The following is a 20,177-nucleotide window of genomic DNA, read 5'->3' on the forward strand; positions in this document are numbered from 1 at the left end:
ACGTCACAGTGAGCGCTATGTTCATGCTGTCTAAGTACTTGATTTGATTGGCGCACCCATGAGGATTCGAACCTCAGACCTCTGCCTTCGGAGGGCAGCGCTCTATCCAGCTGAGCTATGGGTGCGTGAGCGGCTGTATAGGTGCCGCTGCCGGGACATGCAATCGCAAAAATCGCTGCCCCGGCGGGAATTTGCGCTCAGGCGAACAGCTCGTGGCAGAGCTCCAGCGCCTCCACCAGCTTGTCCACTTCGGCCTCGGTATTGTACAGGCCGAAGGATGCCCGGCAGGTCGCAGAAACGCCCAGATGCGCCATCAGCGGCTGGGCGCAATGGTGGCCCGCCCGCACCGCGACGCCCTTCTTGTCGAGCACCGTCGAGATGTCATGGGCATGGGCCGCGCCCTCCAGCGTGAAGGAGAAGATCGCCGCCTTGTCCGGCGCATGCCCCTGCACGTTGACCCAGTTGAGCCCGGCCAGCCGGTCGCGCGCATAGGCGGCCAGCCGCGCCTCGTGCGCCGCCACGTTCTCCATGCCCAGATCCATCAGGTAGTCGAGCGCAACGCCCAGCCCGATGGTCTGGACGATGCCGGGCGTGCCCGCCTCGAACTTCATCGGCGGATCGGCATAGCTGACCGCGTCGCGGGAAACCTCGCGGATCATGTCGCCGCCGCCGAGGAAGGGACGCATCTCGGCCATCCGCTCCCTGCGGATCCAGATCGCCCCGGAACCGGAGGGACCGTAGAGCTTGTGCCCGGTGATCGCATAGAAATCGCAGCCGATCTCCTCGACATCCACCGGCATGTGGACCGAGCCCTGCGAGCCGTCGACCAGGACCGGCACGCCCTTTTCGCGCGCCGCGTCGCAGATCGCCTTCACGTCCACCTTGGTGCCCAGCACGTTCGACAGCTGGGTGACCGCGACCAGCCTGGTCCTGGGCCCGATCGCGTCGATCACCTTCTGCGGATCGAGCACGCCCATGGCATCGGTCTCGACCCATTTCAGCACGGCCCCCTGGCGCTCGCGCAGGAAATGCCAGGGCACGATATTGGCATGGTGTTCCATCACCGACAGCACGATTTCGTCGCCCGGCTGGAAACGCGGCGCCGCCCAGGCATAGGAGACCAGGTTGATCCCCTCGGTCGTCCCGGAGGTGAAGACGACCTCGTGCTCGTCCCTGGCGCCGAGGAAGCGGGCGACCTTGCCGCGCACCGCCTCGTATTTCTCGGTGGCGAGGTTCGACAGGTAGTGCAGCCCGCGATGGACGTTGGAATATTCCTCGGCATAGCCGCGGGTGACCGCGTCGATCACCGCCTGCGGCTTCTGCGCGGACGCGCCGTTGTCGAGATAGACCAGCGGCTTGCCGTTCACCTCGCGCGAGAGGATCGGGAAATCGGCACGGATCTTGTCGATGTCAAACACCGGCACCTCCTGAAAAGGTCAGCCCCATGAAGGACAGGATGAGGGACAGGGCGAAGCTGATGGCCAGCACCGAGGCGATGATCATCAGGAAGACCAGCCACAGGTTGCTGAAGCCGTGGATCTCGGCAACGAAGGCGGTGAAGACCCAGGCGACCAGCGCGAAGCTCGCTGCCATGACCAGGAGCCCGGGAAGGCTCGACCCGGTGAAGGACAGCAGGAACAGCAGCACCAACTGCGCCAGCTGGACGGCGACCATGACGATCTCGAGCCAGCTCAGCAGGAGCAGGCTGCGCTCCAGCGTGCCCTGCCCGCCCATGATGCGGCCGATATGGTGCACGGCGAAGACCGTCAGGACGAGCCCGCCCAGCTGCAGCCCCGCCATGAAGAGCGGTCCCAGCACCACCGCGTCGCCGCCGGCACCGGGCGAAGGAAGGAACAGGAGCCCCGCCGCCTGCCCGATCAGCGCGGACACGATGGCGACGGTGAAGAGGATCAGCCACAGCACGTTCTGCGGCAGCTGCATGGCCAGGATCTGGCGGGCCGTGCCGCGCGGATCGCGCAGCGTGGCCAGGACGAGGGCAATGATCCCCCCGGGGGTGAAATCGTCAAGGCGCGGTGTCATGGACCTCCCCTACGCCAGCCCGCCGCTGCCGGCAATGCCCGGCCCGGGACGCGCCGCCGCACGCATGGCGAGGACCCAGATTGCCGCCCAGCCGAGCAGCGCGACGGTCGTCACGAGGTCAAGTGCAGCACCCGGCCCGTTCGCCGCCGAGACCAGCCCGCGGCACAGCCACATCGGGCTGGCGGCGAGGAAGGCCCAGAAGGTCGCCAGCCTCGCGGCATACCAGCTGGCGCCGCCGCCGAAGAGCTTCGACAGCCCGTTCGCGGCGGCGGCCAGCACGTAGAAGGCAAGCGGCGCGAAGAACATCCAGACCAGCAGCTCGCCGGAAGCGCGTTCCACCAGGTCGTTGGCCTCGGCCAGCGCCGCCTCGCGCGACAGCCGCGGAAGCTGCGCGACGAAGACCAGTGCGCAGCCGAGCATCAGGTAGGCCAGCGCCCGCCCCTCATGCTCGGGCAGCGCCAGCCGCCGCCGGACCACATGGCCCGGCCGGCGGTAGCTCGCCAGGATGTCCGCCGCGACCGAGGACATCAGCCGCGGCGCCGGGCCAGCCAGCCGTCCAGCCGTTCGCGGATCTCGCCCGCCAGGCTGTCGTCCTCGATCTCGTCGAGCGCCTCGGCGAGGAAGGCCAGCGTCAGCAGATCCTGGGCCTCGCGCCGCGGCACGCCGCGCGAGCGCAGGTAGTAGAGCGCCGTGTCGTCGATCGCCCCCGAGGTGGAGCCATGCGAGCAGGCCACGTCATCGGCATAGATTTCCAGCTCGGGCTTGGCGAGGAACTGGCTGTCCTCGTCGAGCAGCAGCGACTGGCTGATCTGGTAGCCGTCGGTCTTCTGCGCGTCTTTCTTCACCAGGATCTTGCCCTGGAAGACGCCAGTCGCGCCGTTGCGCAGCACCTTCTTGAAGACCTGGCGGCTTTCGCAGTTCACCGCGTCATGGGTGACGAAGACCGTGTCGTCGTGGTGGAAATCACCGTCGCCCATCGAGGCGCCCGCGACATGGGCCACCGCATCGTCGCCGGTGAACTCGATCACGCATTCGTTGCGGGTCAGCACGCCGTTCGCCGTCATGGTGAAAGACTTGAACAGGCTCTCCTCGCCCAGCCGGGCAAAGATATGCGTGGCCGCGCGGCGCTCGTGGTCGCGCCCCTGGGCACGGACGTGGTGGAACTTGCCGCCGTCGGCGACCTCGACTTCCAGCACCTTGTTGAACCGCGCCGCCGCCGGGCCGTTCTCCAGCAGCGTGATCTCGGCGCCCGACTCGACCTTGACGGCATGGTGCAGGATCGCGTCGGAGACTTCGTCCCGGTGGATATAGACCAGCGAGACCGGCTTCGACGGCGTGCCGGTGACGTGGATCAGGATCCCGTCAGTGGCAAAGGCAGTGTTCAGCGCCGCCAGCGGACGCTCCACCGGGGACTGGCCGCGCGCTTCAAGAACGCCGTACAAGTCCTTGGCCCAATGGATATCCTTCGTTCCGGCTTCGGCCAGACGCTCGATGGTGATGCCTTCGAGTTCCAGCGCGTCGGATTGCGCCGGGTCGAACACGCCGTCGACGAAAGTGATCTTCAGGCGGTCGCGCTGCGAGAAGATCGGCGTCTCCGATCCCTCGAACACCGCCGCCCGCGGCGCCCCGGGCGCGTTCAGCGTGTCCGGCCGGGTGTATTTCCAGTATTCGTCGCGGGCACTCGGCAGGCCGGTCGCGCCCAGACGGGACAGCGCGTCCTTGCGCGCCGCGGCGCTCCAGCCGCCCTCGGGCAGGCTCAGCGCCGCCAGCCGCGCCTCCAGCGCGTCAAGCTTCGGCTTCAGCAGGGCAACCATCATGCCACCTCCGACAGGATGTCCGCGTAGCCGTTCTTCTCGACTTCCATCGCCAGCTCCGGGCCGCCGGTCTTGACGATGCGGCCATTGGCCATGATGTGCACGACATCCGGGTGGATGTGGTCGAGCAGGCGCTGGTAGTGCGTGATCACGAGGAAGGCGCGGCCTTCGTCGCGCAGCGCGTTGACGCCGTCCGAGACCAGCTTCATCGCGTCGACATCGAGGCCGGAATCGGTCTCGTCTAGGATGCACATCTTCGGTTCCAGCATGGCCATCTGCAGGATTTCGTTGCGCTTCTTTTCGCCGCCGGAGAAGCCGACATTGACCGGGCGCTTAAGCATCTCGGCGTCGATCTTCAGCTCCTTCGCCTTGGCGCGGACGAGCTTGAGGAAGTCCGCGGAGCTGATCTCGTCTTCGCCGCGCAGCTTCCGCTGGGCATTCAGGGCCGTGCGCAGGAAGGTCATGTTGCCGACGCCGGGGATTTCGACCGGGTACTGGAACGCCAGGAACAGGCCCTTGGCCGCGCGCTCTTCCGGCTCGAGACCCAGCAGATCCTCGCCGTTCAGCGTCGCCGTGCCGCCAGTCACCTCGTAGCCGTCCCGGCCCGACAGGACATAGGACATGGTCGACTTGCCCGAGCCGTTCGGCCCCATGATGGCATGGACCGACCCGGCCTCGACGGTCAGGTCGACGCCCTTGAGGATCTGCTTGTCCTCTTCTTCGAGTTTGACTTCGAGCCCCTTGATTTCCAGCATGTTACGTCCTCTTCTTTATCTAGTTCGCCCTGAGTTCGGGCGGAAAGCTGTCCTTGAGCCGCGCCTTCGCGGCCGCGATGCCCGAAGCATGGGGCAGCGCCCCTTCAGGCAGGTCGTCAAGCCGCGCCGGGATCTCTTCCGGCTGGATCGGCTCTCCGAGATTTCTTTCTATGCCAAGGGCATAGTCGTTGAACTTGAAGTGCGGCTCGGCATGGATCCCCTCCGGATCGACCCAGGTCGAAGCGACGCCGTAGGCGTCCGCCGTCACCAGCCCGTGCAGGGACGAACTGAAGACATGCCGCGCCCCCGCGATCAGCCGCACCGCCTCCAGCGGGTCGCCGGCGCGGACATCGACCAGCCGGAGGCCCGGCCGCTCTGCCAGCGCCTGCCACACCGGAAGGTCGGCATGCGAAAAGTGAGGAACGACAGCGACTTCTTCGCCGGTCCTGATGTCCTCGCCCAGCACTTCGCCGATCAGCAGCCCCGGGTCCCCGAAGGCCTCGACCGGGACATGCAGCACTTCCGCCGTCTTCGGCCCGCGCAAGGCGGCGAAGTCGACATTGGCAGTGAAGCGGCGCCCCACCGGCTTCATGCAGCCCGCACCCCAGACAATCGGCCGGTGTCCGCGCGGTTCGCGGTAGGCTTTCGCCACCGGCCGCAGGATCGAGCCCAAGGCGAAGATCTCGGCCTCTTCCGGCTCGGCCCACTCCACCGCGCGACCCGCGGCATGCGCCACGATCAGCGGAGAGATGCCATCCCCGAAATTCGGCTTCTTCCGCCACCAGAAGAGCCGCAGAGGCGGACGCGCCGCCATCAGCCGACGGTCACCGACGTGCCGGAGGCCGAGACCATCAGCATGTTGTTGATGACCTCGTAGTCGATGTCGACGCCGACCACCGCATTGCCGCCCGCCGCGCGGGCGCGTTCCTCCATCTCGCGCAGCGCGGTTTCCCGCGCCTCGCCGAGCGAACGCTCATAGGCGCCGGACCGGCCGCCGATGATGTCGGTGATCCCGGCGAACATGTCCCGGAAGACATTCGCGCCGAGGATCGCCTCGCCCACGACGATGCCGTGATAGGCGGTGATCGACTTGCCTTCGATGCTTGGGGTGGTCGTGACGATCATGGATGCGCCCTTCGACTTGCTCCAGGGGTTGCTCATGCCAATCTCCAACGGCCGGGACGGCCAGATACAATCCAAGCGGCGGGCCAAGCCGTTTCAACGCCCTGGCCGCCGGTTTTCATGCGCAACCGATCCAGATCAGCCGACCGAGCCCTCGAGCGAGATCGCGACGAGCTGCTGCGCTTCCATGGCGAATTCCATCGGCAGCGCCTGCAGGACCTCGCGGCAGAAGCCGTTGACGACAAGCGCGACGGCCTCTTCCTCGTCCATGCCGCGCGAGCGGCAGTAGAACAGCTGGTCGTCATCCACCTTGGAGGTCGTCGCCTCGTGCTCCACCCGGCTCGAGTTGTTCTTCACCTCGATATAGGGGACCGTGTGCGCGCCGCACTGGTCGCCGATCAGAAGGCTGTCGCACTGGGTGTAGTTGCGCGAGTTCTTGGCCTTCGGGTGCATGGACACCAGACCGCGGTAGGTGTTCTGCGCCTTGCCCGCCGAGATGCCCTTGGAGACGATCCGCGACTTGGTGTTCCTGCCCAGATGCACCATCTTCGTGCCGGTATCGGCCTGCTGGTAGTTGTTGGCGATGGCGATCGAGTAGAACTCGCCCTGGCTTTCCTCGCCGCGCAGGATGCAGGACGGGTACTTCCAGGTCACGGCCGAACCGGTCTCGACTTGGGTCCACATCACCTTGGCCCGCGCGCCGCGGCAGTCCGCACGCTTGGTCACGAAGTTGTAGATGCCGCCCTTGCCGTTCTCGTCGCCCGGGAACCAGTTCTGCACCGTGGAGTATTTCACCTCGGCGTCTTCCTCGACGATGATCTCCACGACGGCCGCGTGCAGCTGGGTCGTATCGCGCTGCGGCGCGGTGCAGCCTTCGAGATAGCTCACGTAGGAGCCCTTGTCGGCGATGATCAGCGTCCGCTCGAACTGGCCGGTGTTTTCCGCGTTGATGCGGAAATAGGTCGACAGTTCCATCGGGCAGCGCACGCCCGGCGGCACGTAGACGAAGGAGCCGTCGGAGAACACGGCCGAGTTCAGCGTCGCGAAGAAGTTGTCCGACACCGGAACGACCGAGCCGAGGTATTTCTTCACCAGCTCCGGATGCTCGCGGATCGCCTCGGAGATCGAGCAGAAGATCACGCCCGCGTCCTGCAGCTCCTTCTGGAAGGTGGTGCCGACCGAGACGGAGTCGAAGACCGCATCGACCGCGACCTTGCGGCCCGATCCGGCGGTGGAGGCCAGCTCGCTGACGGCGTCCTTGGCATCGGCAGGGGCTGCCTCGGCGCCTTCGACGCCGGCGAGGATCATCTGCTCCTTCAGCGGAATGCCCAGCTTCTTGTAGGTCTCAAGCAGCTTCGGATCGACCTCGTCGAGCGATTTCGGCTTGGTTTCCATAGACTTGGGACGCGCGTAGTAATACTGGTCCTGATAGTCGATCTTCGGATAGTCGACCATCGCCCAGGTAGGCTCTTCCTTTTGGGTCCAGCGCTGGTAGGCCGCCAGCCGCCATTCGGTCATCCATTCCGGCTCTTCGTTCTTCGACGAGATGAGACGCACGATGTCCTCGTTCAGCCCCTTCGGGGCGTAGTCCATCTCGATCTCGGTATTCCAGCCGTACTTGTAGGTGCCCATGTTGCGGACGGCATCGACGGTTTCCTGGTCGACGCCTTCCTTGACGCCTGGGTTGTCCAAAGCTGCCATGGCCTATGCCTTTCCCTCGGCGGGCCGCCTGGCCCGCAATCCCTTAAGATGCCCGCGCGCGGCGCCGGCGGTTCTGTGCGCTCCAGGCCTCGACGAAGCGGAGCACCTGGTCCTCGGTTGTCTCCGGCCCGAGAGACACGCGGATGGCGCTTGCCGCCGTTTCCGCATCGTATCCCATCGCCGTCAGCACGTGGCTCGCCTTCACCTTCCCCGAGGAGCAGGCGGACCCGGCCGAGATGGAGAATCCCGCCAAATCCATCTGCATTACCTGGGTCTCGCCCTTCCAGCCCGGAGTGGCGATCATCGAGGTGTTGGGCAGACGCGCGCTGTCTTTCCCGACAAAAATAGTCGAAGAATTTTCCGAGGCCAAGCCGCTTTCTAGAATTTTTCTAAGTTCAAAGACTTTTTCCCAGGCGCCCTCGGCCAGATCCGTCTGCGCCGCCATGGCTGCGGCCGCGAACCCCATGATTCCAATTACATTTTCCGTTCCGGAGCGACGCCCCATCTCCTGCCCGCCACCCTTGATGCGGGCCGTGACGTCCAGCCCCCGCCTGAGCACCAGCGCACCGATGCCCTTGGGTCCGCCCAGCTTGTGCGCGGAGATGAAGCCCATCTCGATGCCCAGCCAATCGAATCCGAGGGGCACCTTGCCGAAGCCCTGCGTCAGGTCGCTGACCGCCAGCCCCTCGGGCAGATCCTGGATCACGCCGGTCTCGCTGTTGGCCAGCTGCAGGGTGCAGCTGGCGGCATCGACAGGCAGCTGCACCTTGCCGCTGCGGTCGACGGCCAGCTCCTCGCGGCACCAGGCGCGCACGGCATCGTGTTCGACGCCCGAGCACAGGAGGTCCCGCCCTTCCAGCGCCAGCGCCGCCGCCTCGGTCGAGCCGGACACGAAGACGATGTCCGCCGACAGCGCGCCGAGCGCCTCGGCAATCTGGCCGCGGGCCCTTTCCACCAGCCCCTTCGCGGCGCGGCCGTCGGCATGCACGGAGGACGGATTGCCCGTCACATCCATCGCCGCGACCATCGCCTCGCGCGCCTCGGGCCTGAGCGGCGTCGTGGCGTTCCAGTCCAGGTAGGCGCGGTCCTTCCTCATTCGTCGATGATGGCAAAGAGGTTCGGGACTGCCGGGCATGGCGCGAGGTCGTTCTTCACCACGTCGGAAAGCCGGGTCTGGTGGAGGAAGACATATACATGGGCCGAGAAGCCTTCCCACAGCCGGTTGGTCAGCGACTGCGCGCGCGAGCCGGAAAGCGCGCCGGAAGCCGCCGCCCCCTTGTGCAGCGCGCTGACGGTCTCGTCGACGGCGGCAAGGATTTCCGACACCCGGATCTCGGTCGCCGGGCGCGCCAGGCGGTAGCCGCCGCCCGGTCCGCGCACGGATTCCACGAGCTTCGCGCGGCGCAGCTTGACGAAGAGCTGTTCGAGATAGGCCACCGAAATGTCCTGCCTCTTGGCGACGTCTGCGAGGCTCACCGGCTCGTCGCATTTCTGCAGCGCAAGGTCGGTCAACGCCACCATCGCATAGCGGCCTTTCGTGCTGAGCTTCATGCGATCCCCTCCGTTGCCATTGACCCGTGGCCGATGGATGTATACCTGCCTCACGATGCCGTCATGCCCGTGACGGTGCGAGACACGTCTAAGGACCGGTGGAGACTCCGTCAAGGAACAGCGCCGGTGAGCTGGAGAGCTGAGCAGCCGATGCCTGAGGTCATTTTCCCCGGACCCGAAGGGCGCCTCGAGGGGCGCTACCACCCGCAGAAGATCAAGGACGCGCCGATCGCGATCATCCTTCATCCGCATCCGCAATTCGGCGGGACGATGAACAACCGTGTCGTCTACAACCTGCACTACACGTTCTTCAACATGGGCTTCACGGTCCTGCGGTTCAATTTCCGCGGCGTCGGCCGGTCCCAGGGCGAGTACGACCAGGGCATCGGCGAGCTGTCGGATGCGGCCTCGGCGCTCGACTACCTGCAGTCGATGAACCAGAACGCCAAGCATTGCTGGGTCGCGGGCTTCTCCTTCGGCGCCTGGATCGGCATGCAGCTGCTGATGCGCCGCCCCGAGATCACCGGCTTCGTCTCGGTCTCGCCGCCCGCCAACATGTACGACTTCTCGTTCCTGGCGCCCTGCCCGTCCTCCGGCCTGATCATCAACGGCACCAACGACCGCGTGGCCCCGCCCGCGGACACCCGGTCGCTGGTCGGCAAGCTGCACGAGCAGAAGGGCATCACCATCACCCATACCGAGGTGGAGGGCGCCGGCCATTTCTACGAGGATCCGCACATGGAGACCCTCACCACGTCGGTTACCGACTACGTCAAGCGGCGGCTCACCGAGAACACCCGTTGACCCGTCTCGACCGGCAGATCGCCTTCCTGATGGAGGCGGAGCGGCTCCGCAAGATCGAGCGCTCCACTCCCATCGGCGACGGCTCGCGGCCGGAGAACTCGGCAGAGCATTCCTGGCATCTGGCGCTGTTCGCGCTGGTGCTTTCCGAACATGCGGCGGAGGGCATCGACCTGAACCGCGTGATCCGGATGCTGATCCTGCATGACATCGTCGAGGTGGATGCGGGCGACCACCCGATCCACGGCAAGGTCGACGAGGCCGCCAAGGAAGCCGCCGAGACGAAGGCCGCCGACCGGCTCTACGGGCTGCTGCCGGAGGACCAGGGGGCGGAGCTGCGCGCGCTCTGGGACGAGTTCGAGGCCGAGGTGACGCCGGAAGCGCAATTCGCCAAGGCGCTGGACCGGTTCCAGCCGCCGCTGCTGAACCTCGCCACCGACGGCGTGAACTGGAGGCTCTACGACGTGACCGCCGAGAAGATCGAGGCCCGCGTCGGCCGCCCGATCGCCCGCGGCGCGCCCGGTCTCTGGGACTGGCTCTGGCCGCGCGTCAACGCCTTCTTCGGACGCTGAGCGGGCGCTAGCCCGGCCAGCCCCCCTTTGCCAGCCCGGCCAGCTGGGCCGGGCGGTAGGGCCAGCCCGTGCCGCTGCGCCCGGCTTTCCACCGTGCCTCTGCCGTGCCGGAGACATCCTCCCGCTTGGAGACCGGCGCACGCGCAGCGGGAAAGAACCGCTGGGTCAGGCGGTCGACGAACTTGTATTTCAGTTCGGGATTGCCGAACGGGCCCTCGGCATCGGCCAGCGCCCGGAACGCGTCCAGCTTCGCCGCGTCGAAGCCCAGCCCCGCTGCCTGCGCCCCGTCCGCGATCCAGTCCAGCGTCGCCATCCCCAGCCCTTCATGGCCCTTGGTCAGCGATCCGCCCACCGTGCCATGGACGCCCGGGAACCACATCTGGCGATAGGGCTGCCCCGGCGCCTGCGCGTTCAGCTCGGCCAGCTTCGCCTCATCCCAGGGCACGGATTTGTAGGTGATGCGCGGCTCGTCGATGGCGATCACGTGGCGCGCCGACGTCACCATCGAGGACAGCTTCTGGTCGTGGAAGCGGAAGCGCTCGTTGACCCGCGCGATGCCCGGCCACAGCTCGGGCACGCCGAGCGCGCCGACCGTATCGAACACCCCCAGATAGGCGATGCGCAGCAGGCGGCAGCTGCCGGGGCGGCTCTCCTGCTCCTGCGGGTCGGTGGCGAGCCCCGGATTGACCCATTCGCGCAGGCTGCGCGCCCGCGCTTCCCAGGGTGCATCGCCCGGCCTGCGGCTGCGGTACACCCCCATCAGATGCGACAGCAGCGACGGGTCGTCGCTGGACGGCAGGCTGCAGTTGCGGATCAGTCCGACCAGCGAACGCGCGGTATAGGCGCCCCGCGAGAAGCCGAAGACATGGATCTCGTCGCCCGGCTCGTAATGCCGGATCAGGTAGCGGTAGGCCTTGAGGATCTTGTCGTCGAGCCCCCAACCGAACGCCCCTCCGCCGACCTTGTCGATCGTGTAGCGGAGCCAGCCGACATCGCCCGGCGTGCCCACCCCGTCGATGTAGAAGACCTTCTGCGCCACGCCGTCCGGGGCCGTGCCCTCGATCGCCGCTTCCGACAGGCGAAGGATATTGGTGATCGGCCGGTTTTCCTCTGCCAGCACCGCCCGGTCGCTGCGGTTCCAGGTGCCGTCGCAGAAAATTGCAATGCGCTTCATGCCAAATTTACCCCCACGCCGTCCAAGTCGAGCATGGCCGCTGCCGTCCCGACTCACAACGCCGGAATGCCCCGCCGCCTGCGTCCATTCGCGGGCGCGGCATCATGTATACCAACGTATGCAATGCTGGCCCCCCGGCGGGAAATGCGCTATGGCGGCCTGAGACCTTCCCCCATCTCCCCGACTCAGAGGACCACCGATGACCAAGATCAAGGTAGACAACCCGATCGTCGAAATGGACGGCGACGAGATGACCCGGATCATCTGGGATTTCATCAAGCAGAAGCTGATCCTTCCCTATCTTGACGTCGATCTCCTCTACTACGACCTGTCGATCCAGGAGCGCGACCGCACCGAGGACCAGATCACCATCGACGCGGCCGAGAAGACAAAGGAAATCGGCGTCGCGGTGAAATGCGCGACCATCACCCCCGACGAGCAGCGGGTCGAGGAATTCGGCCTGAAGAAGATGTGGCGCAGCCCCAACGGCACGATCCGCAACATCCTGGGCGGCGTGGTCTTCCGCCAGCCGATCATCTGCCGCAACGTGCCGCGCCTGGTTCCCGGCTGGACCCACCCGATCGTGATCGGCCGCCACGCCTTCGGCGACCAGTACCGCGCCACCGACTTCCTGATGCCCGGGCCGGGCAAGCTGATCCTGAAATTCGAGGGCGATGACGGCCAGGTGATCGAGCGCGAAGTCTACCAGTCGCCCTCCGCCGGGGTCGCGCAGGCGCAGTACAACCTCGACAGCTCGATCATCGACTTCGCCCGCGCCTCGATGAACTACGGCCTCAACCTCGGCTGGCCGGTCTACCTGTCGACCAAGAATACCATCCTCAAGGCCTATGACGGCCGCTTCAAGGATCTGTTCCAGAAGGTCTACGAGGAGGAGTTCGAAGAGAAGTTCAAGGCCAAGGGCATCTGGTACGAGCACCGGCTGATCGACGACATGGTCGCCTGCTGCATGAAATGGTCGGGCAAGTTCGTCTGGGCCTGCAAGAACTACGACGGCGACGTGCAGTCCGATACCGTGGCGCAGGGCTTCGGCTCGCTGGGCCTGATGACCTCGCAGCTGATGACCCCGGACGGCAAGATCGTCGAGGCTGAGGCCGCGCACGGCACCGTCACCCGCCACTACCGCCAGCACCAGGAAGGCAAGTCGACCTCGACGAACTCGATCGCCTCGATCTTCGCCTGGACCGGCGGCCTGAAGCACCGCGCCAAGCTCGACCAGAACACCGCGCTGATGGCCTTCGCCACCACGCTGGAGAAGACCATCGTCGAGACCGTGGAATCGGGCTTCATGACCAAGGACCTGGCGCTGCTCGTCGGCCCCGACCAGGGCTGGCTGACCACGATGGGCTTCCTCGAGAAGATCGACGAGAACCTGAACAAGGCGCTTGTCGGCTGATCCGATAGACCGGCGGACCGCTGCGGCGGTCCGCTGTTCCGGCTGCGGCGGCCAGGGCTGCGGACTTTCCCATGGCATGGCCGCCAGCCCAGCGGTCCGAAAGCGGAGCGCCGGCGAACGCTTCGGACCTGGCGTTGCGCTGATCCTCGATGGACCGCCGCGCATCGTCCATGAAGACCGGCTTTGGCCGGGGTCATGGGCAGCACGCGCCGACGCCGGATGCCGGCGCGGCGCAATCCGCTCCAGGCGGGCGGACGGGAACCGGTCGCTGCCCCCTTCGTCGACACGGACGCCTCGGCCAAGCCTCTCGCGCTTCCATTCGGGCCCGCCCCGGGCTTGCCAACGACGATCCGCCGATCGGCGCTCCCCTGGACAAGGCGCTTGCCGGTTGGGCAGAGGCCGCAATCGGCGCTCCGGATGACCATCTGACGCGGCGTCTCCGGGTGCGGCGGCTTGCATTTCCCGGGCAATGCGGGTTTGGATGGGTCAGAACCCCTGCCCTTCCCGTCCGTTCCCATGGAGCCCGCCATGCCCGCGCCGATGCCCATTCCCGCATACGATCCCGACGTGGTCGAGCACTCGGTTCTGGATGACGTCCAGGGCCTATCGACCGGCATCGTGATGTGCTCGCTCGGCCTCGTCCTGCTGACCTATCTCGGCTTCATGACCGGCCAGACCGCCGGCGCGGCGGTGATCATCTCCTACCTGACCGGGTTTTCCTTCGGGAAGGTGTTCTTCGTGATCAACCTGCCCTTCTACTGGATCGCGGTGAAGCGGATGGGCTGGGAATTCACGCTGAAATCGCTGGGCTGCGTCACCGCGCTGTCCTTCTGCACCGACTACATGCCGCTGGGCTTCCAGATCGAGCACCTGAACCCGCTTCTCGGCGTGTTCTTCTTCGGAACCGTGACCGGCATCGGCCTGCTCGCCATCTTCCGCCACGGCGGCAGCCTGGGCGGGCTGGGCATCGTCGCGCTGTACATCCAGGACAATTTCGGCTTCCGCGCGGGCTATGTCCAGCTGATGGTCGACGCGGTGCTGTTCGTCATCGCCGCCCTGATCTTCCCCTTCACGGTCGTGTTCTACTCGCTGATCGGCGCGGTGATCCTGAACGGGCTGATCGCCTTCAACCACCGCCGGGACCGCTATATCGCGCGGTAACACGCCGAATGGGTCAATTCCGCTGTCTTTTGGACTAGCCTTCCGCGCTGCAGCGCTGTAGGGCCAGCGCAACTTCAGACAAGGACGCCTCCCATGGATCTGCGCAACATCGCGATCATCGCACACGTCGACCACGGCAAGACGACCCTCGTGGACGAACTGCTGAAACAGTCCGGCACCTACCGGGAGAACCAGGCGACGACCGAGCGCGCCATGGACTCCAACGACCTGGAACGCGAGCGCGGGATCACCATCCTCGCAAAAGCGACCAGTGTCGAGTGGAAAGGTACCCGGATCAACATCGTCGACACTCCCGGCCATGCCGATTTCGGCGGCGAGGTCGAGCGGATCCTCTCGATGGTCGACGGCGTGGTCCTGCTGGTCGATGCCGCAGAGGGCCCGATGCCCCAGACCAAATTCGTGACCTCCAAGGCGCTGGCGCTCGGGCTGAAGCCGATCGTCGTGCTCAACAAGGTCGACAAGCCCGATGCCGAGCCCGACCGCGCGCTCGACGAGGTGTTCGACCTCTTCGCCTCGCTCGACGCCAATGACGAGCAGCTCGACTTCCCGGCGCTCTACGCCTCCGGCCGCAACGGCTGGTGCGACGCAGAGCTCGACGGCCCGCGCAAGGACCTGTCCGCGCTCTTCGACCTCGTCATCAGCCATGTCGAGCCGCCGAAGCAGATCGCCAAGAAGGACGAGCCCTTCTCCATGCTGGCGACCACGCTGGGCGCAGACCCGTTCATCGGCCGCCTGCTGACGGGCCGCGTCGAGTCCGGCACGCTGAAGGCAGGCACCACGGTCAATGCGCTCGCCCGCGACGGCAGCCGCATCGAGCAGTTCCGCGTCACCAAGATCCTCGCCTTCCGCGGCCTGTCGCAGCAGCCGATCGAGCTGGCCGAGGCCGGCGACATCGTCAGCCTTGCCGGCATGTCGAAGGCCACCGTGGCCGACACGATCTGCGATCCGCAGGTCACCGAGGCGATCCCGGCCCAGCCGATCGACCCGCCGACCATCACCGTCACCTTCGGCATCAATGACAGCCCGCTGGCCGGCCGCGACGGCGACAAGGTCCAGTCGCGCGTCATCCGCGACCGCCTGATGAAGGAAGCCGAGTCGAACGTCGCCATCAAGATCTCCGACACCCCCGGCGGCGAAGCCTTCGAAGTGGCCGGCCGCGGCGAACTGCAGATGGGCGTGCTGATCGAGAACATGCGCCGCGAAGGGTTCGAGCTGTCGATCTCCCGCCCGCAGGTCCTGTTCCGCGAAGAGAACGGCCAGCGTCTGGAGCCGATCGAGGAAGTCACCATCGACGTCGATGACGAGTACTCGGGCGCCGTGATCGAGAAGATCACCGGCCCGCGGAAAGGCGAGATGACCGAGATGCGCCAGAACGGCGGCAAGACCCGGATCATCGCGCTGGTCCCGTCGCGCGGCCTGATCGGCTATCACGGCGAGTTCCTGACCGACACCCGCGGCACCGGCGTGCTGAACCGCGTGTTCCACAGCTGGGAACCCCACAAGGGCGCGATCCCCGGCCGCCGCGCAGGCGTGCTGATCTCCATGGAGAACGGCACCTCGGTCGCCTACGCCCTGTGGAACCTGGAAGACCGCGGCAAGATGTTCATCGGTGCGCAGGAGCCGGTCTACACCGGCATGATCATCGGCGAGCACTCCCGCGACAATGACCTGGAAGTGAACCCGCTGAAGGGCAAGAAGCTGACCAACGTCCGCGCCTCCGGCACCGACGAGGCCGTGCGCCTGACCACGCCGATCACGCTGACGCTGGAGCAGGCCATCGCCTATATCGACGATGACGAGCTGGTCGAAGTCACGCCGAACGCGATCCGCCTTCGCAAGCGCTATCTCGACCCGCACGAGCGCAAGCGGATGGCCAAGTCGGCCTGATCCGGTCCCGTAATATGATTTTCGCGGCGGCGCCTTCCTAGCGGGAGGCGCCGCCTGCGTTTCAAGCCCCCGGCGCGGCATATTTCATGACTGTTTCAGTCAACTTTCTGTCATCCAGTCTCGCGCTGCCGTGATCCGATCCCCATCTCGGGGAAAGTTCATGGTTTACAGCAGGATGGCTTCATGTCCCTTCCCGGTTCTTCCCGTACTCCGTTGCTCGACACGCAAGACAGCTACGGCCTTGTCACCCGCGCGCTTCACTGGTCGTTGGCCGTTCTGATCCTCTGGCAACTGACGGGCATGGGGCTGAAGCTGCTGCTCGGCGACGGAGCGGTGACGGACTTCTTCCGCGGCCATCACGGCGACCTGGGCGCGCTGATCTTCGTCCTGGCCTTGGCCCGCGTGGCCTGGGCGGTTGCAATGCGCAACCGCCGCCCCGCGCACGGGTCCAAGCTGCAGGCCACGGTGGTCAAGCTGGGCCATGCCGCGCTCTACGTGCTGATCGTCATGGTGCCGCTGGCGGCCATCCTGCGAGCCATCGGCGGTACCCGCGGCTTCGCGCCCTTCGGCATCGAGATCTCGGCGCCGCGCGAGGCACCGATCGAGTGGATGGTCGCGCTCGGAAACTCGCTGCATGGCGAGGCGGGCTGGGTCATGGCCGCGCTGATCGCGGGCCATGTGGCGATGGTTGCGCTGCATGAAGGCGTGATGCGCGACGGCACTCTCAAGCGGATGGCCGGGCGCGCCTGAGCTGGCTGCAAAGCAAAACCCCCGCCAGGCAGATTGGCAGGGGTCATTTCATTCCAATCACTTGCGGCCAGAAGTTCATAGGGATCAGAACATCTCTTCCTGATCCTCGTCGCCCTCGTCCTCCTCCGGCAGCGGCACGGCAGTGTCGTCGTCGAGCCCCGGCATCCGCCGCGGATCGAGCAGCCCCGCGGCCCGCAGCTCGCCCAGGCCCGGCAGATCCTTGGCCGACGACAGGGAGAAATGGTCGAGGAAGGCCTCGGTCACCACGAAGGTCACCGGCCTGCCGGGCGTTTCCCGCCGCCGACCAACGCGGATCCAGTCGAGATCCAGCAGCAGGTCGATCGTGCCCTTCGAGACGGCAACGCCGCGGATCTCCTCGATCTCGGCACGGGTGGCAGGCTGGTGATAGGCGATGATCGACAGCGTCTCGATGGCGGCGCGCGACAGCTTCCGCGTCTCGATGACTTCCTTCTGCATCAGGAAGGACAGGTCGGGCGCGGTGCGGATCGCCCAGGCGCCGCCGACCTGGACCACGTTGACGCCCCGGCCCCGGTAATGGTTCTGCAGCATCGCGATCGCCGTGCCCGCATCGCAGCCCTGCGGCATCCGGGTGGCCATCTCGCGGACCGTCAGCGGCTCGGAAGTGGCGAACAGCATCGCCTCTACCATCCGCTCCTGTTCGGCCAGGGGCGGCGCATCGAAGAGTCCCGGATCCTCCAGCGCCCCCATCTCCTCGGGATCGGCACCGCCCGGCAGGTCGTCGTCGTGGTCGGTCATTCAGGTTTCTTGCGCAGCTCGATGGGGCCGAAGATATCGGACTGCCGTATCTCCACCCGGCCCTCCTTGGCAAGCTCAAGCGTCGCCGCGAAGGTCGCCGCGAGCGAGGACCGCCTGCGCGCGGCGTCGCCCTGCCAGTCGACCGGAAGGTAGCTCGACAGGTCCGACCACTGGCCGGCGAAGGCAATCATGCCGCGCAGCCGGTCGAGCGCCTGCTCCATCGTCAGGATGGCGTCGCGGTCCATCACATAGGGCCGGAAATCGTCCTTGGTGCGGATCCGGGCATAGGCCTGCATCAGATCGAGCAGCGTCGCCTGGTACATCACGTTGCGATGGGTGGAGATGCCTTCGGGCATGCCGCGGGCGAAGACGTCGCGGCCCAGCCGGTCCCGGCCCATCAGCCGCGCCGCCGCCTCCCGCATCGCTGCGAGACGTTCGAGCTGGAAGGCCAGGTGGTCGGCCAGTTCCTCCGCCGACGGCCCCTCCTCCTTGGGATCGGGCGGCAGCAGCAGCTTGGATTTCAGGAAGGCCAGCCAGGCCGCCATGACCAGGTAGTCGGCGGCAAGCTCGATCCGCAGCTCCTTGGCGCGGCCGATGAAGGACAGGTACTGCTCGGCCAGCGCCAGCACGGAGATCGTCCGCAGGTCGACCTTCTGCGTGCGCGACAGCGACAGCAGCAGGTCGAGCGGCCCCTCGAAGCCGTCGACATCGACGATCAGGGCTTCGGCGGCGCGGCGGGCTTCGATCTCGGTGACGTTGGAGGCCCCCTCCGTCACCCGAGGATCTCCGCCAGTTCCGCCTCCGCCGCGGCAATGTCGAACTCCTCGACCGCGCCGCGCATCGTCAGGGCCTTGTGCGCCCGGTAGAGCGCCCTGCCCGCCAGAATGCCGGTGCCTGCCATGACCGCCTCCATCTCGTCCCGATGCCCGTTGCAGTGGAGCACGACATCGCAGCCCGCCGCAAGGGAAAGGCCGGCGCGGTCGCGGTAGCTGCCGGACAGCGCCTCCATCGACAGGTCGTCGGTCATCAGGAGCCCGTCGAAGCCGATTTCGCGGCGGATCGCGTCGATCACCGGCTTTGACTGGGTCGCGGGCAGGTCCGGATCGATGGCCGGATAGACGATATGCGCGGTCATCGCCATCGGCAGGTCGGCAAGACCCTGGAACGCCGCGAAATCGACGGCGCGCAGCTGGGTCAGCGAGGCCTCGACCCGGGGCAGCTCCTTGTGGCTGTCGGACGTGCCGCGGCCATGGCCCGGGATATGCTTCAGCACCGGCAGGACGCCGCCCGCCAGCAGCCCCTGGGTCACCGCCCGCGCTGCCGCGACCACCGTCATCGGATCGTCGCCGTAGCAGCGGTTCATCAGAAAGGGGTGCGTCGCCGACATTGCCACATCGGCCATCGGCGCGCAGTTGGTGTCGATCCCCAGCTCGCGCAGTTCGGCAGCAATGATGCGGTAGCGCAGGAACATCGCGCGCGCAGCCAGGCCGGGCGCGGCGCGCGCCATCTGGTCGAGCGGCGGCAGCCACTGGCGCCAATGCGGCGGGCCGAGCCTCTGCACGCGCCCGCCCTCCTGGTCGATCAGGATCGGCGCGTCATGGCCGACCGTGTCGCGCAGGTCGCCGGTCAGGCGGCGCAGCTGTTCCGGATCGACGATGTTGCGGGCGAAGAGGATGAAGCCGTAGGGGCTGGCCTCGGCGAAGAAGCCGCGCTCCCACGCGGAAAGCTCGGGCCCGTCGAGCCCGAGGATCGCTGCGGAAAGCGTCATGGATCAGCGGACCTGCACCGGAATGCAGTCGGCGCCGCCGGCCTCGAGCGAGGCGCAGAAGCGGCGGCTGTCGGCGAGATCGTCGAAGCCGTGGACGCGCAGGCGGTAGAAGACCTTGCCGCTGCGCTCGGTCCGCTCGATCACCCGCTGCTTGCCCTCGAAATAGCCCGAGAAGCGGCCGCTGAGGCGGTTCCATTCGGATTCGGCGGTCGCCTCGCTGTCATAGGCGCCGAGCTGGACCAGCCGGGTCCCGATGGCGATCAGCGCGGGATCGAGATCGAGCGCGCGCTGCGGCTCGGGCGCCGGGGCGGTGTAGGAGGCACGGCTGACCACGCCCAGGTCGGGACGCGGCGAAGGGCGCGGCGCGGAATTCATGATCGTCGGGATCGGCGTTGCGATGGGCGCGGTGGAGGCCTCTGCCGCGCTCGGCAGAACTCCGGCATCCTGCAGCGCCTCGTTGACCGCGTCGCGCAGCGTGCGCGCCTTGGCGACCGGGGCGATCTCGGCCACCGGCTGGTCGGTGCTTTCCAGCCTCACCGGCTCGGGCGCCAGGGTGATTTCCTCGGGCGCCACGACATCGGCCGCCGACGACAGCTCGGTCACCGACATGCCCTGGTGCGCGGCCTCGAAACCGCCGGGCGATTCAGGGGCGATCCGGGCCGGGCCTTCCAGCGCGGCGATGACGGGGATGCCATGGGTCTCGCGCATGGCGAGGTCATAGCCCCACCAGCCGACGCCGACGACCAGCGCCAGCGAGCAGCCGGCGCCGAGCCAGCCCATGAAGGAAGAGACGACGGCCTCGGAGGATACGTCGTCCGTGAAGTCCTCGGTGAATTCCGGGTTTGCCATCTATGCCCCATGCGGCGGAC

At 66.7% G+C, this 20,177-nt stretch carries 21 protein-coding genes and 1 tRNA gene; 6 read left to right on the forward strand and 16 right to left on the reverse strand.

What is annotated here, in order from left to right:
- Positions 1-48: 48 nt before the first annotated feature.
- The 11 genes from HCC78_RS23670 to HCC78_RS23720 form a co-directional block, all read right to left on the reverse strand.
- Positions 49-125: transfer RNA gene (locus tag HCC78_RS23670), tRNA-Arg, on the reverse strand.
- A gap of 72 nt (positions 126-197) precedes the next feature.
- Complete coding sequence (locus HCC78_RS23675) at positions 198-1,418, reverse strand: cysteine desulfurase (protein ID WP_172331257.1); 1,221 nt, start codon at positions 1,416-1,418, stop codon at positions 198-200.
- Complete coding sequence (locus tag HCC78_RS23680) at positions 1,411-2,040, reverse strand: Yip1 family protein (protein ID WP_172331258.1); 630 nt, start codon at positions 2,038-2,040, stop codon at positions 1,411-1,413. The genes HCC78_RS23675 and HCC78_RS23680 overlap by 8 nt, the downstream gene beginning before the upstream one ends.
- 9 nt (positions 2,041-2,049) lie before the next feature.
- On the reverse strand, positions 2,050-2,568 hold the full coding sequence (locus HCC78_RS23685; protein ID WP_216671278.1) for a YIP1 family protein: 519 nt from the start codon (positions 2,566-2,568) through the stop codon (positions 2,050-2,052).
- Complete coding sequence (locus HCC78_RS23690) at positions 2,568-3,857, reverse strand: SufD family Fe-S cluster assembly protein (RefSeq protein ID WP_253949328.1); 1,290 nt, start codon at positions 3,855-3,857, stop codon at positions 2,568-2,570. Before HCC78_RS23690 ends, HCC78_RS23685 begins: the two co-directional genes overlap by 1 nt.
- Complete coding sequence (gene sufC / locus HCC78_RS23695) at positions 3,854-4,609, reverse strand: Fe-S cluster assembly ATPase SufC (RefSeq protein WP_172331259.1); 756 nt, start codon at positions 4,607-4,609, stop codon at positions 3,854-3,856. Before sufC ends, HCC78_RS23690 begins: the two co-directional genes overlap by 4 nt.
- A gap of 19 nt (positions 4,610-4,628) precedes the next feature.
- Positions 4,629-5,423 (reverse strand): polysaccharide pyruvyl transferase family protein, encoded by a 795-nt coding sequence (locus HCC78_RS23700; RefSeq protein WP_172331260.1) that lies wholly within the window; start codon positions 5,421-5,423, stop codon positions 4,629-4,631.
- A complete protein-coding gene (locus HCC78_RS23705; RefSeq protein WP_108257833.1) occupies positions 5,423-5,734 on the reverse strand; it encodes a heavy metal-binding domain-containing protein in 312 nt (103 codons plus the stop codon). The genes HCC78_RS23700 and HCC78_RS23705 overlap by 1 nt, the downstream gene beginning before the upstream one ends.
- 135 nt (positions 5,735-5,869) lie before the next feature.
- Positions 5,870-7,432 carry a Fe-S cluster assembly protein SufB gene (sufB, locus tag HCC78_RS23710; RefSeq protein ID WP_172331261.1) on the reverse strand — a complete coding sequence of 521 codons (1,563 nt, stop codon included), beginning with the start codon at positions 7,430-7,432 and terminating at the stop codon, positions 5,870-5,872.
- A 43-nt stretch (positions 7,433-7,475) separates the two neighbouring features.
- Positions 7,476-8,528 (reverse strand): cysteine desulfurase family protein, encoded by a 1,053-nt coding sequence (locus tag HCC78_RS23715; RefSeq protein ID WP_172331262.1) that lies wholly within the window; start codon positions 8,526-8,528, stop codon positions 7,476-7,478.
- On the reverse strand, positions 8,525-8,983 hold the full coding sequence (locus tag HCC78_RS23720) for an Rrf2 family transcriptional regulator (RefSeq protein WP_172331263.1): 459 nt from the start codon (positions 8,981-8,983) through the stop codon (positions 8,525-8,527). Before HCC78_RS23720 ends, HCC78_RS23715 begins: the two co-directional genes overlap by 4 nt.
- A gap of 150 nt (positions 8,984-9,133) precedes the next feature.
- On the opposite strand from HCC78_RS23720, the gene HCC78_RS23725 reads away from it, so the two are divergent.
- Entirely contained in the window at positions 9,134-9,787 is a 654-nt protein-coding gene (locus HCC78_RS23725; protein WP_172331264.1) for an alpha/beta hydrolase, read from the forward strand.
- Positions 9,784-10,356 (forward strand): HD family hydrolase, encoded by a 573-nt coding sequence (locus HCC78_RS23730; RefSeq protein ID WP_371743921.1) that lies wholly within the window; start codon positions 9,784-9,786, stop codon positions 10,354-10,356. The genes HCC78_RS23725 and HCC78_RS23730 overlap by 4 nt, the downstream gene beginning before the upstream one ends.
- A 7-nt stretch (positions 10,357-10,363) precedes the next feature.
- Here the strand turns inward: HCC78_RS23730 and HCC78_RS23735 are convergent, their stop codons facing one another.
- Entirely contained in the window at positions 10,364-11,530 is a 1,167-nt protein-coding gene (locus HCC78_RS23735) for a DUF2235 domain-containing protein (RefSeq protein ID WP_172331265.1), read from the reverse strand.
- A 199-nt stretch (positions 11,531-11,729) separates the two neighbouring features.
- Here HCC78_RS23735 and HCC78_RS23740 point away from each other — a divergent pair, with 199 nt between their 5' ends.
- From HCC78_RS23740 to HCC78_RS23755, 4 genes are all read left to right on the forward strand, one after another.
- Complete coding sequence (locus HCC78_RS23740) at positions 11,730-12,944, forward strand: NADP-dependent isocitrate dehydrogenase (protein ID WP_172331266.1); 1,215 nt, start codon at positions 11,730-11,732, stop codon at positions 12,942-12,944.
- Positions 12,945-13,472: 528 nt separating this feature from the next.
- Complete coding sequence (locus tag HCC78_RS23745) at positions 13,473-14,105, forward strand: YitT family protein (RefSeq protein WP_172331267.1); 633 nt, start codon at positions 13,473-13,475, stop codon at positions 14,103-14,105.
- Between the two features lie 93 nt (positions 14,106-14,198).
- Positions 14,199-16,013: a translational GTPase TypA gene (gene typA, locus HCC78_RS23750; protein WP_172331268.1), complete on the forward strand. Its 1,815-nt coding sequence runs from the start codon at positions 14,199-14,201 to the stop codon at positions 16,011-16,013.
- Between the two features lie 183 nt (positions 16,014-16,196).
- Positions 16,197-16,763 (forward strand): cytochrome b, encoded by a 567-nt coding sequence (locus tag HCC78_RS23755; protein WP_172331269.1) that lies wholly within the window; start codon positions 16,197-16,199, stop codon positions 16,761-16,763.
- 84 nt (positions 16,764-16,847) lie between these two features.
- On the opposite strand, the gene scpB is transcribed toward HCC78_RS23755, so the two are convergent.
- The 4 genes from scpB to HCC78_RS23775 are packed head-to-tail and all read right to left on the reverse strand — an operon-like array spanning position 16,848 to position 20,157.
- Positions 16,848-17,540: an SMC-Scp complex subunit ScpB gene (gene scpB, locus HCC78_RS23760; protein ID WP_371743922.1), complete on the reverse strand. Its 693-nt coding sequence runs from the start codon at positions 17,538-17,540 to the stop codon at positions 16,848-16,850.
- The gene (locus tag HCC78_RS23765; protein ID WP_172331270.1) at positions 17,537-18,316 is read right to left on the reverse strand and encodes a segregation/condensation protein A; all 780 of its coding nucleotides are present in this window, start codon (positions 18,314-18,316) and stop codon (positions 17,537-17,539) included. The genes scpB and HCC78_RS23765 overlap by 4 nt, the downstream gene beginning before the upstream one ends.
- Positions 18,313-19,308: a glycoside hydrolase family 3 protein gene (locus HCC78_RS23770; protein WP_172331271.1), complete on the reverse strand. Its 996-nt coding sequence runs from the start codon at positions 19,306-19,308 to the stop codon at positions 18,313-18,315. The genes HCC78_RS23765 and HCC78_RS23770 overlap by 4 nt, the downstream gene beginning before the upstream one ends.
- Positions 19,309-19,311: 3 nt before the next feature.
- On the reverse strand, positions 19,312-20,157 hold the full coding sequence (locus tag HCC78_RS23775) for an SPOR domain-containing protein (RefSeq protein ID WP_172331272.1): 846 nt from the start codon (positions 20,155-20,157) through the stop codon (positions 19,312-19,314).
- Positions 20,158-20,177 lie beyond the last annotated feature (20 nt).

The organism is Mangrovicoccus sp. HB161399 (assembly GCF_013184745.1).
Taxonomy (GTDB): Bacteria; Pseudomonadota; Alphaproteobacteria; order Rhodobacterales; family Rhodobacteraceae; genus Mangrovicoccus.

What these genes read in the sequence shown, in the direction of transcription:
- HCC78_RS23700 (WP_172331260.1), bottom strand. Translation starts at nt 5,423, where the DNA reads ATGGCGGCGCGTCCGCCTCTGCGGCTCTTCTGGTGGCGGAAGAAGCCG.
- typA (WP_172331268.1), top strand. Translation starts at nt 14,199, where the DNA reads ATGGATCTGCGCAACATCGCGATCATCGCACACGTCGACCACGGCAAG.
- HCC78_RS23745 (WP_172331267.1), top strand. Translation starts at nt 13,473, where the DNA reads ATGCCCGCGCCGATGCCCATTCCCGCATACGATCCCGACGTGGTCGAG.
- HCC78_RS23715 (WP_172331262.1), bottom strand. Translation starts at nt 8,528, where the DNA reads ATGAGGAAGGACCGCGCCTACCTGGACTGGAACGCCACGACGCCGCTC.
- HCC78_RS23735 (WP_172331265.1), bottom strand. Translation starts at nt 11,530, where the DNA reads ATGAAGCGCATTGCAATTTTCTGCGACGGCACCTGGAACCGCAGCGAC.
- HCC78_RS23685 (WP_216671278.1), bottom strand. Translation starts at nt 2,568, where the DNA reads ATGTCCTCGGTCGCGGCGGACATCCTGGCGAGCTACCGCCGGCCGGGC.
- sufC (WP_172331259.1), bottom strand. Translation starts at nt 4,609, where the DNA reads ATGCTGGAAATCAAGGGGCTCGAAGTCAAACTCGAAGAAGAGGACAAG.
- sufB (WP_172331261.1), bottom strand. Translation starts at nt 7,432, where the DNA reads ATGGCAGCTTTGGACAACCCAGGCGTCAAGGAAGGCGTCGACCAGGAA.
- HCC78_RS23740 (WP_172331266.1), top strand. Translation starts at nt 11,730, where the DNA reads ATGACCAAGATCAAGGTAGACAACCCGATCGTCGAAATGGACGGCGAC.
- HCC78_RS23755 (WP_172331269.1), top strand. Translation starts at nt 16,197, where the DNA reads ATGTCCCTTCCCGGTTCTTCCCGTACTCCGTTGCTCGACACGCAAGAC.
- HCC78_RS23680 (WP_172331258.1), bottom strand. Translation starts at nt 2,040, where the DNA reads ATGACACCGCGCCTTGACGATTTCACCCCCGGGGGGATCATTGCCCTC.
- HCC78_RS23775 (WP_172331272.1), bottom strand. Translation starts at nt 20,157, where the DNA reads ATGGCAAACCCGGAATTCACCGAGGACTTCACGGACGACGTATCCTCC.
- HCC78_RS23725 (WP_172331264.1), top strand. Translation starts at nt 9,134, where the DNA reads ATGCCTGAGGTCATTTTCCCCGGACCCGAAGGGCGCCTCGAGGGGCGC.
- HCC78_RS23705 (WP_108257833.1), bottom strand. Translation starts at nt 5,734, where the DNA reads ATGATCGTCACGACCACCCCAAGCATCGAAGGCAAGTCGATCACCGCC.
- HCC78_RS23770 (WP_172331271.1), bottom strand. Translation starts at nt 19,308, where the DNA reads ATGACGCTTTCCGCAGCGATCCTCGGGCTCGACGGGCCCGAGCTTTCC.
- HCC78_RS23720 (WP_172331263.1), bottom strand. Translation starts at nt 8,983, where the DNA reads ATGAAGCTCAGCACGAAAGGCCGCTATGCGATGGTGGCGTTGACCGAC.
- scpB (WP_371743922.1), bottom strand. Translation starts at nt 17,540, where the DNA reads ATGACCGACCACGACGACGACCTGCCGGGCGGTGCCGATCCCGAGGAG.
- HCC78_RS23690 (WP_253949328.1), bottom strand. Translation starts at nt 3,857, where the DNA reads ATGATGGTTGCCCTGCTGAAGCCGAAGCTTGACGCGCTGGAGGCGCGG.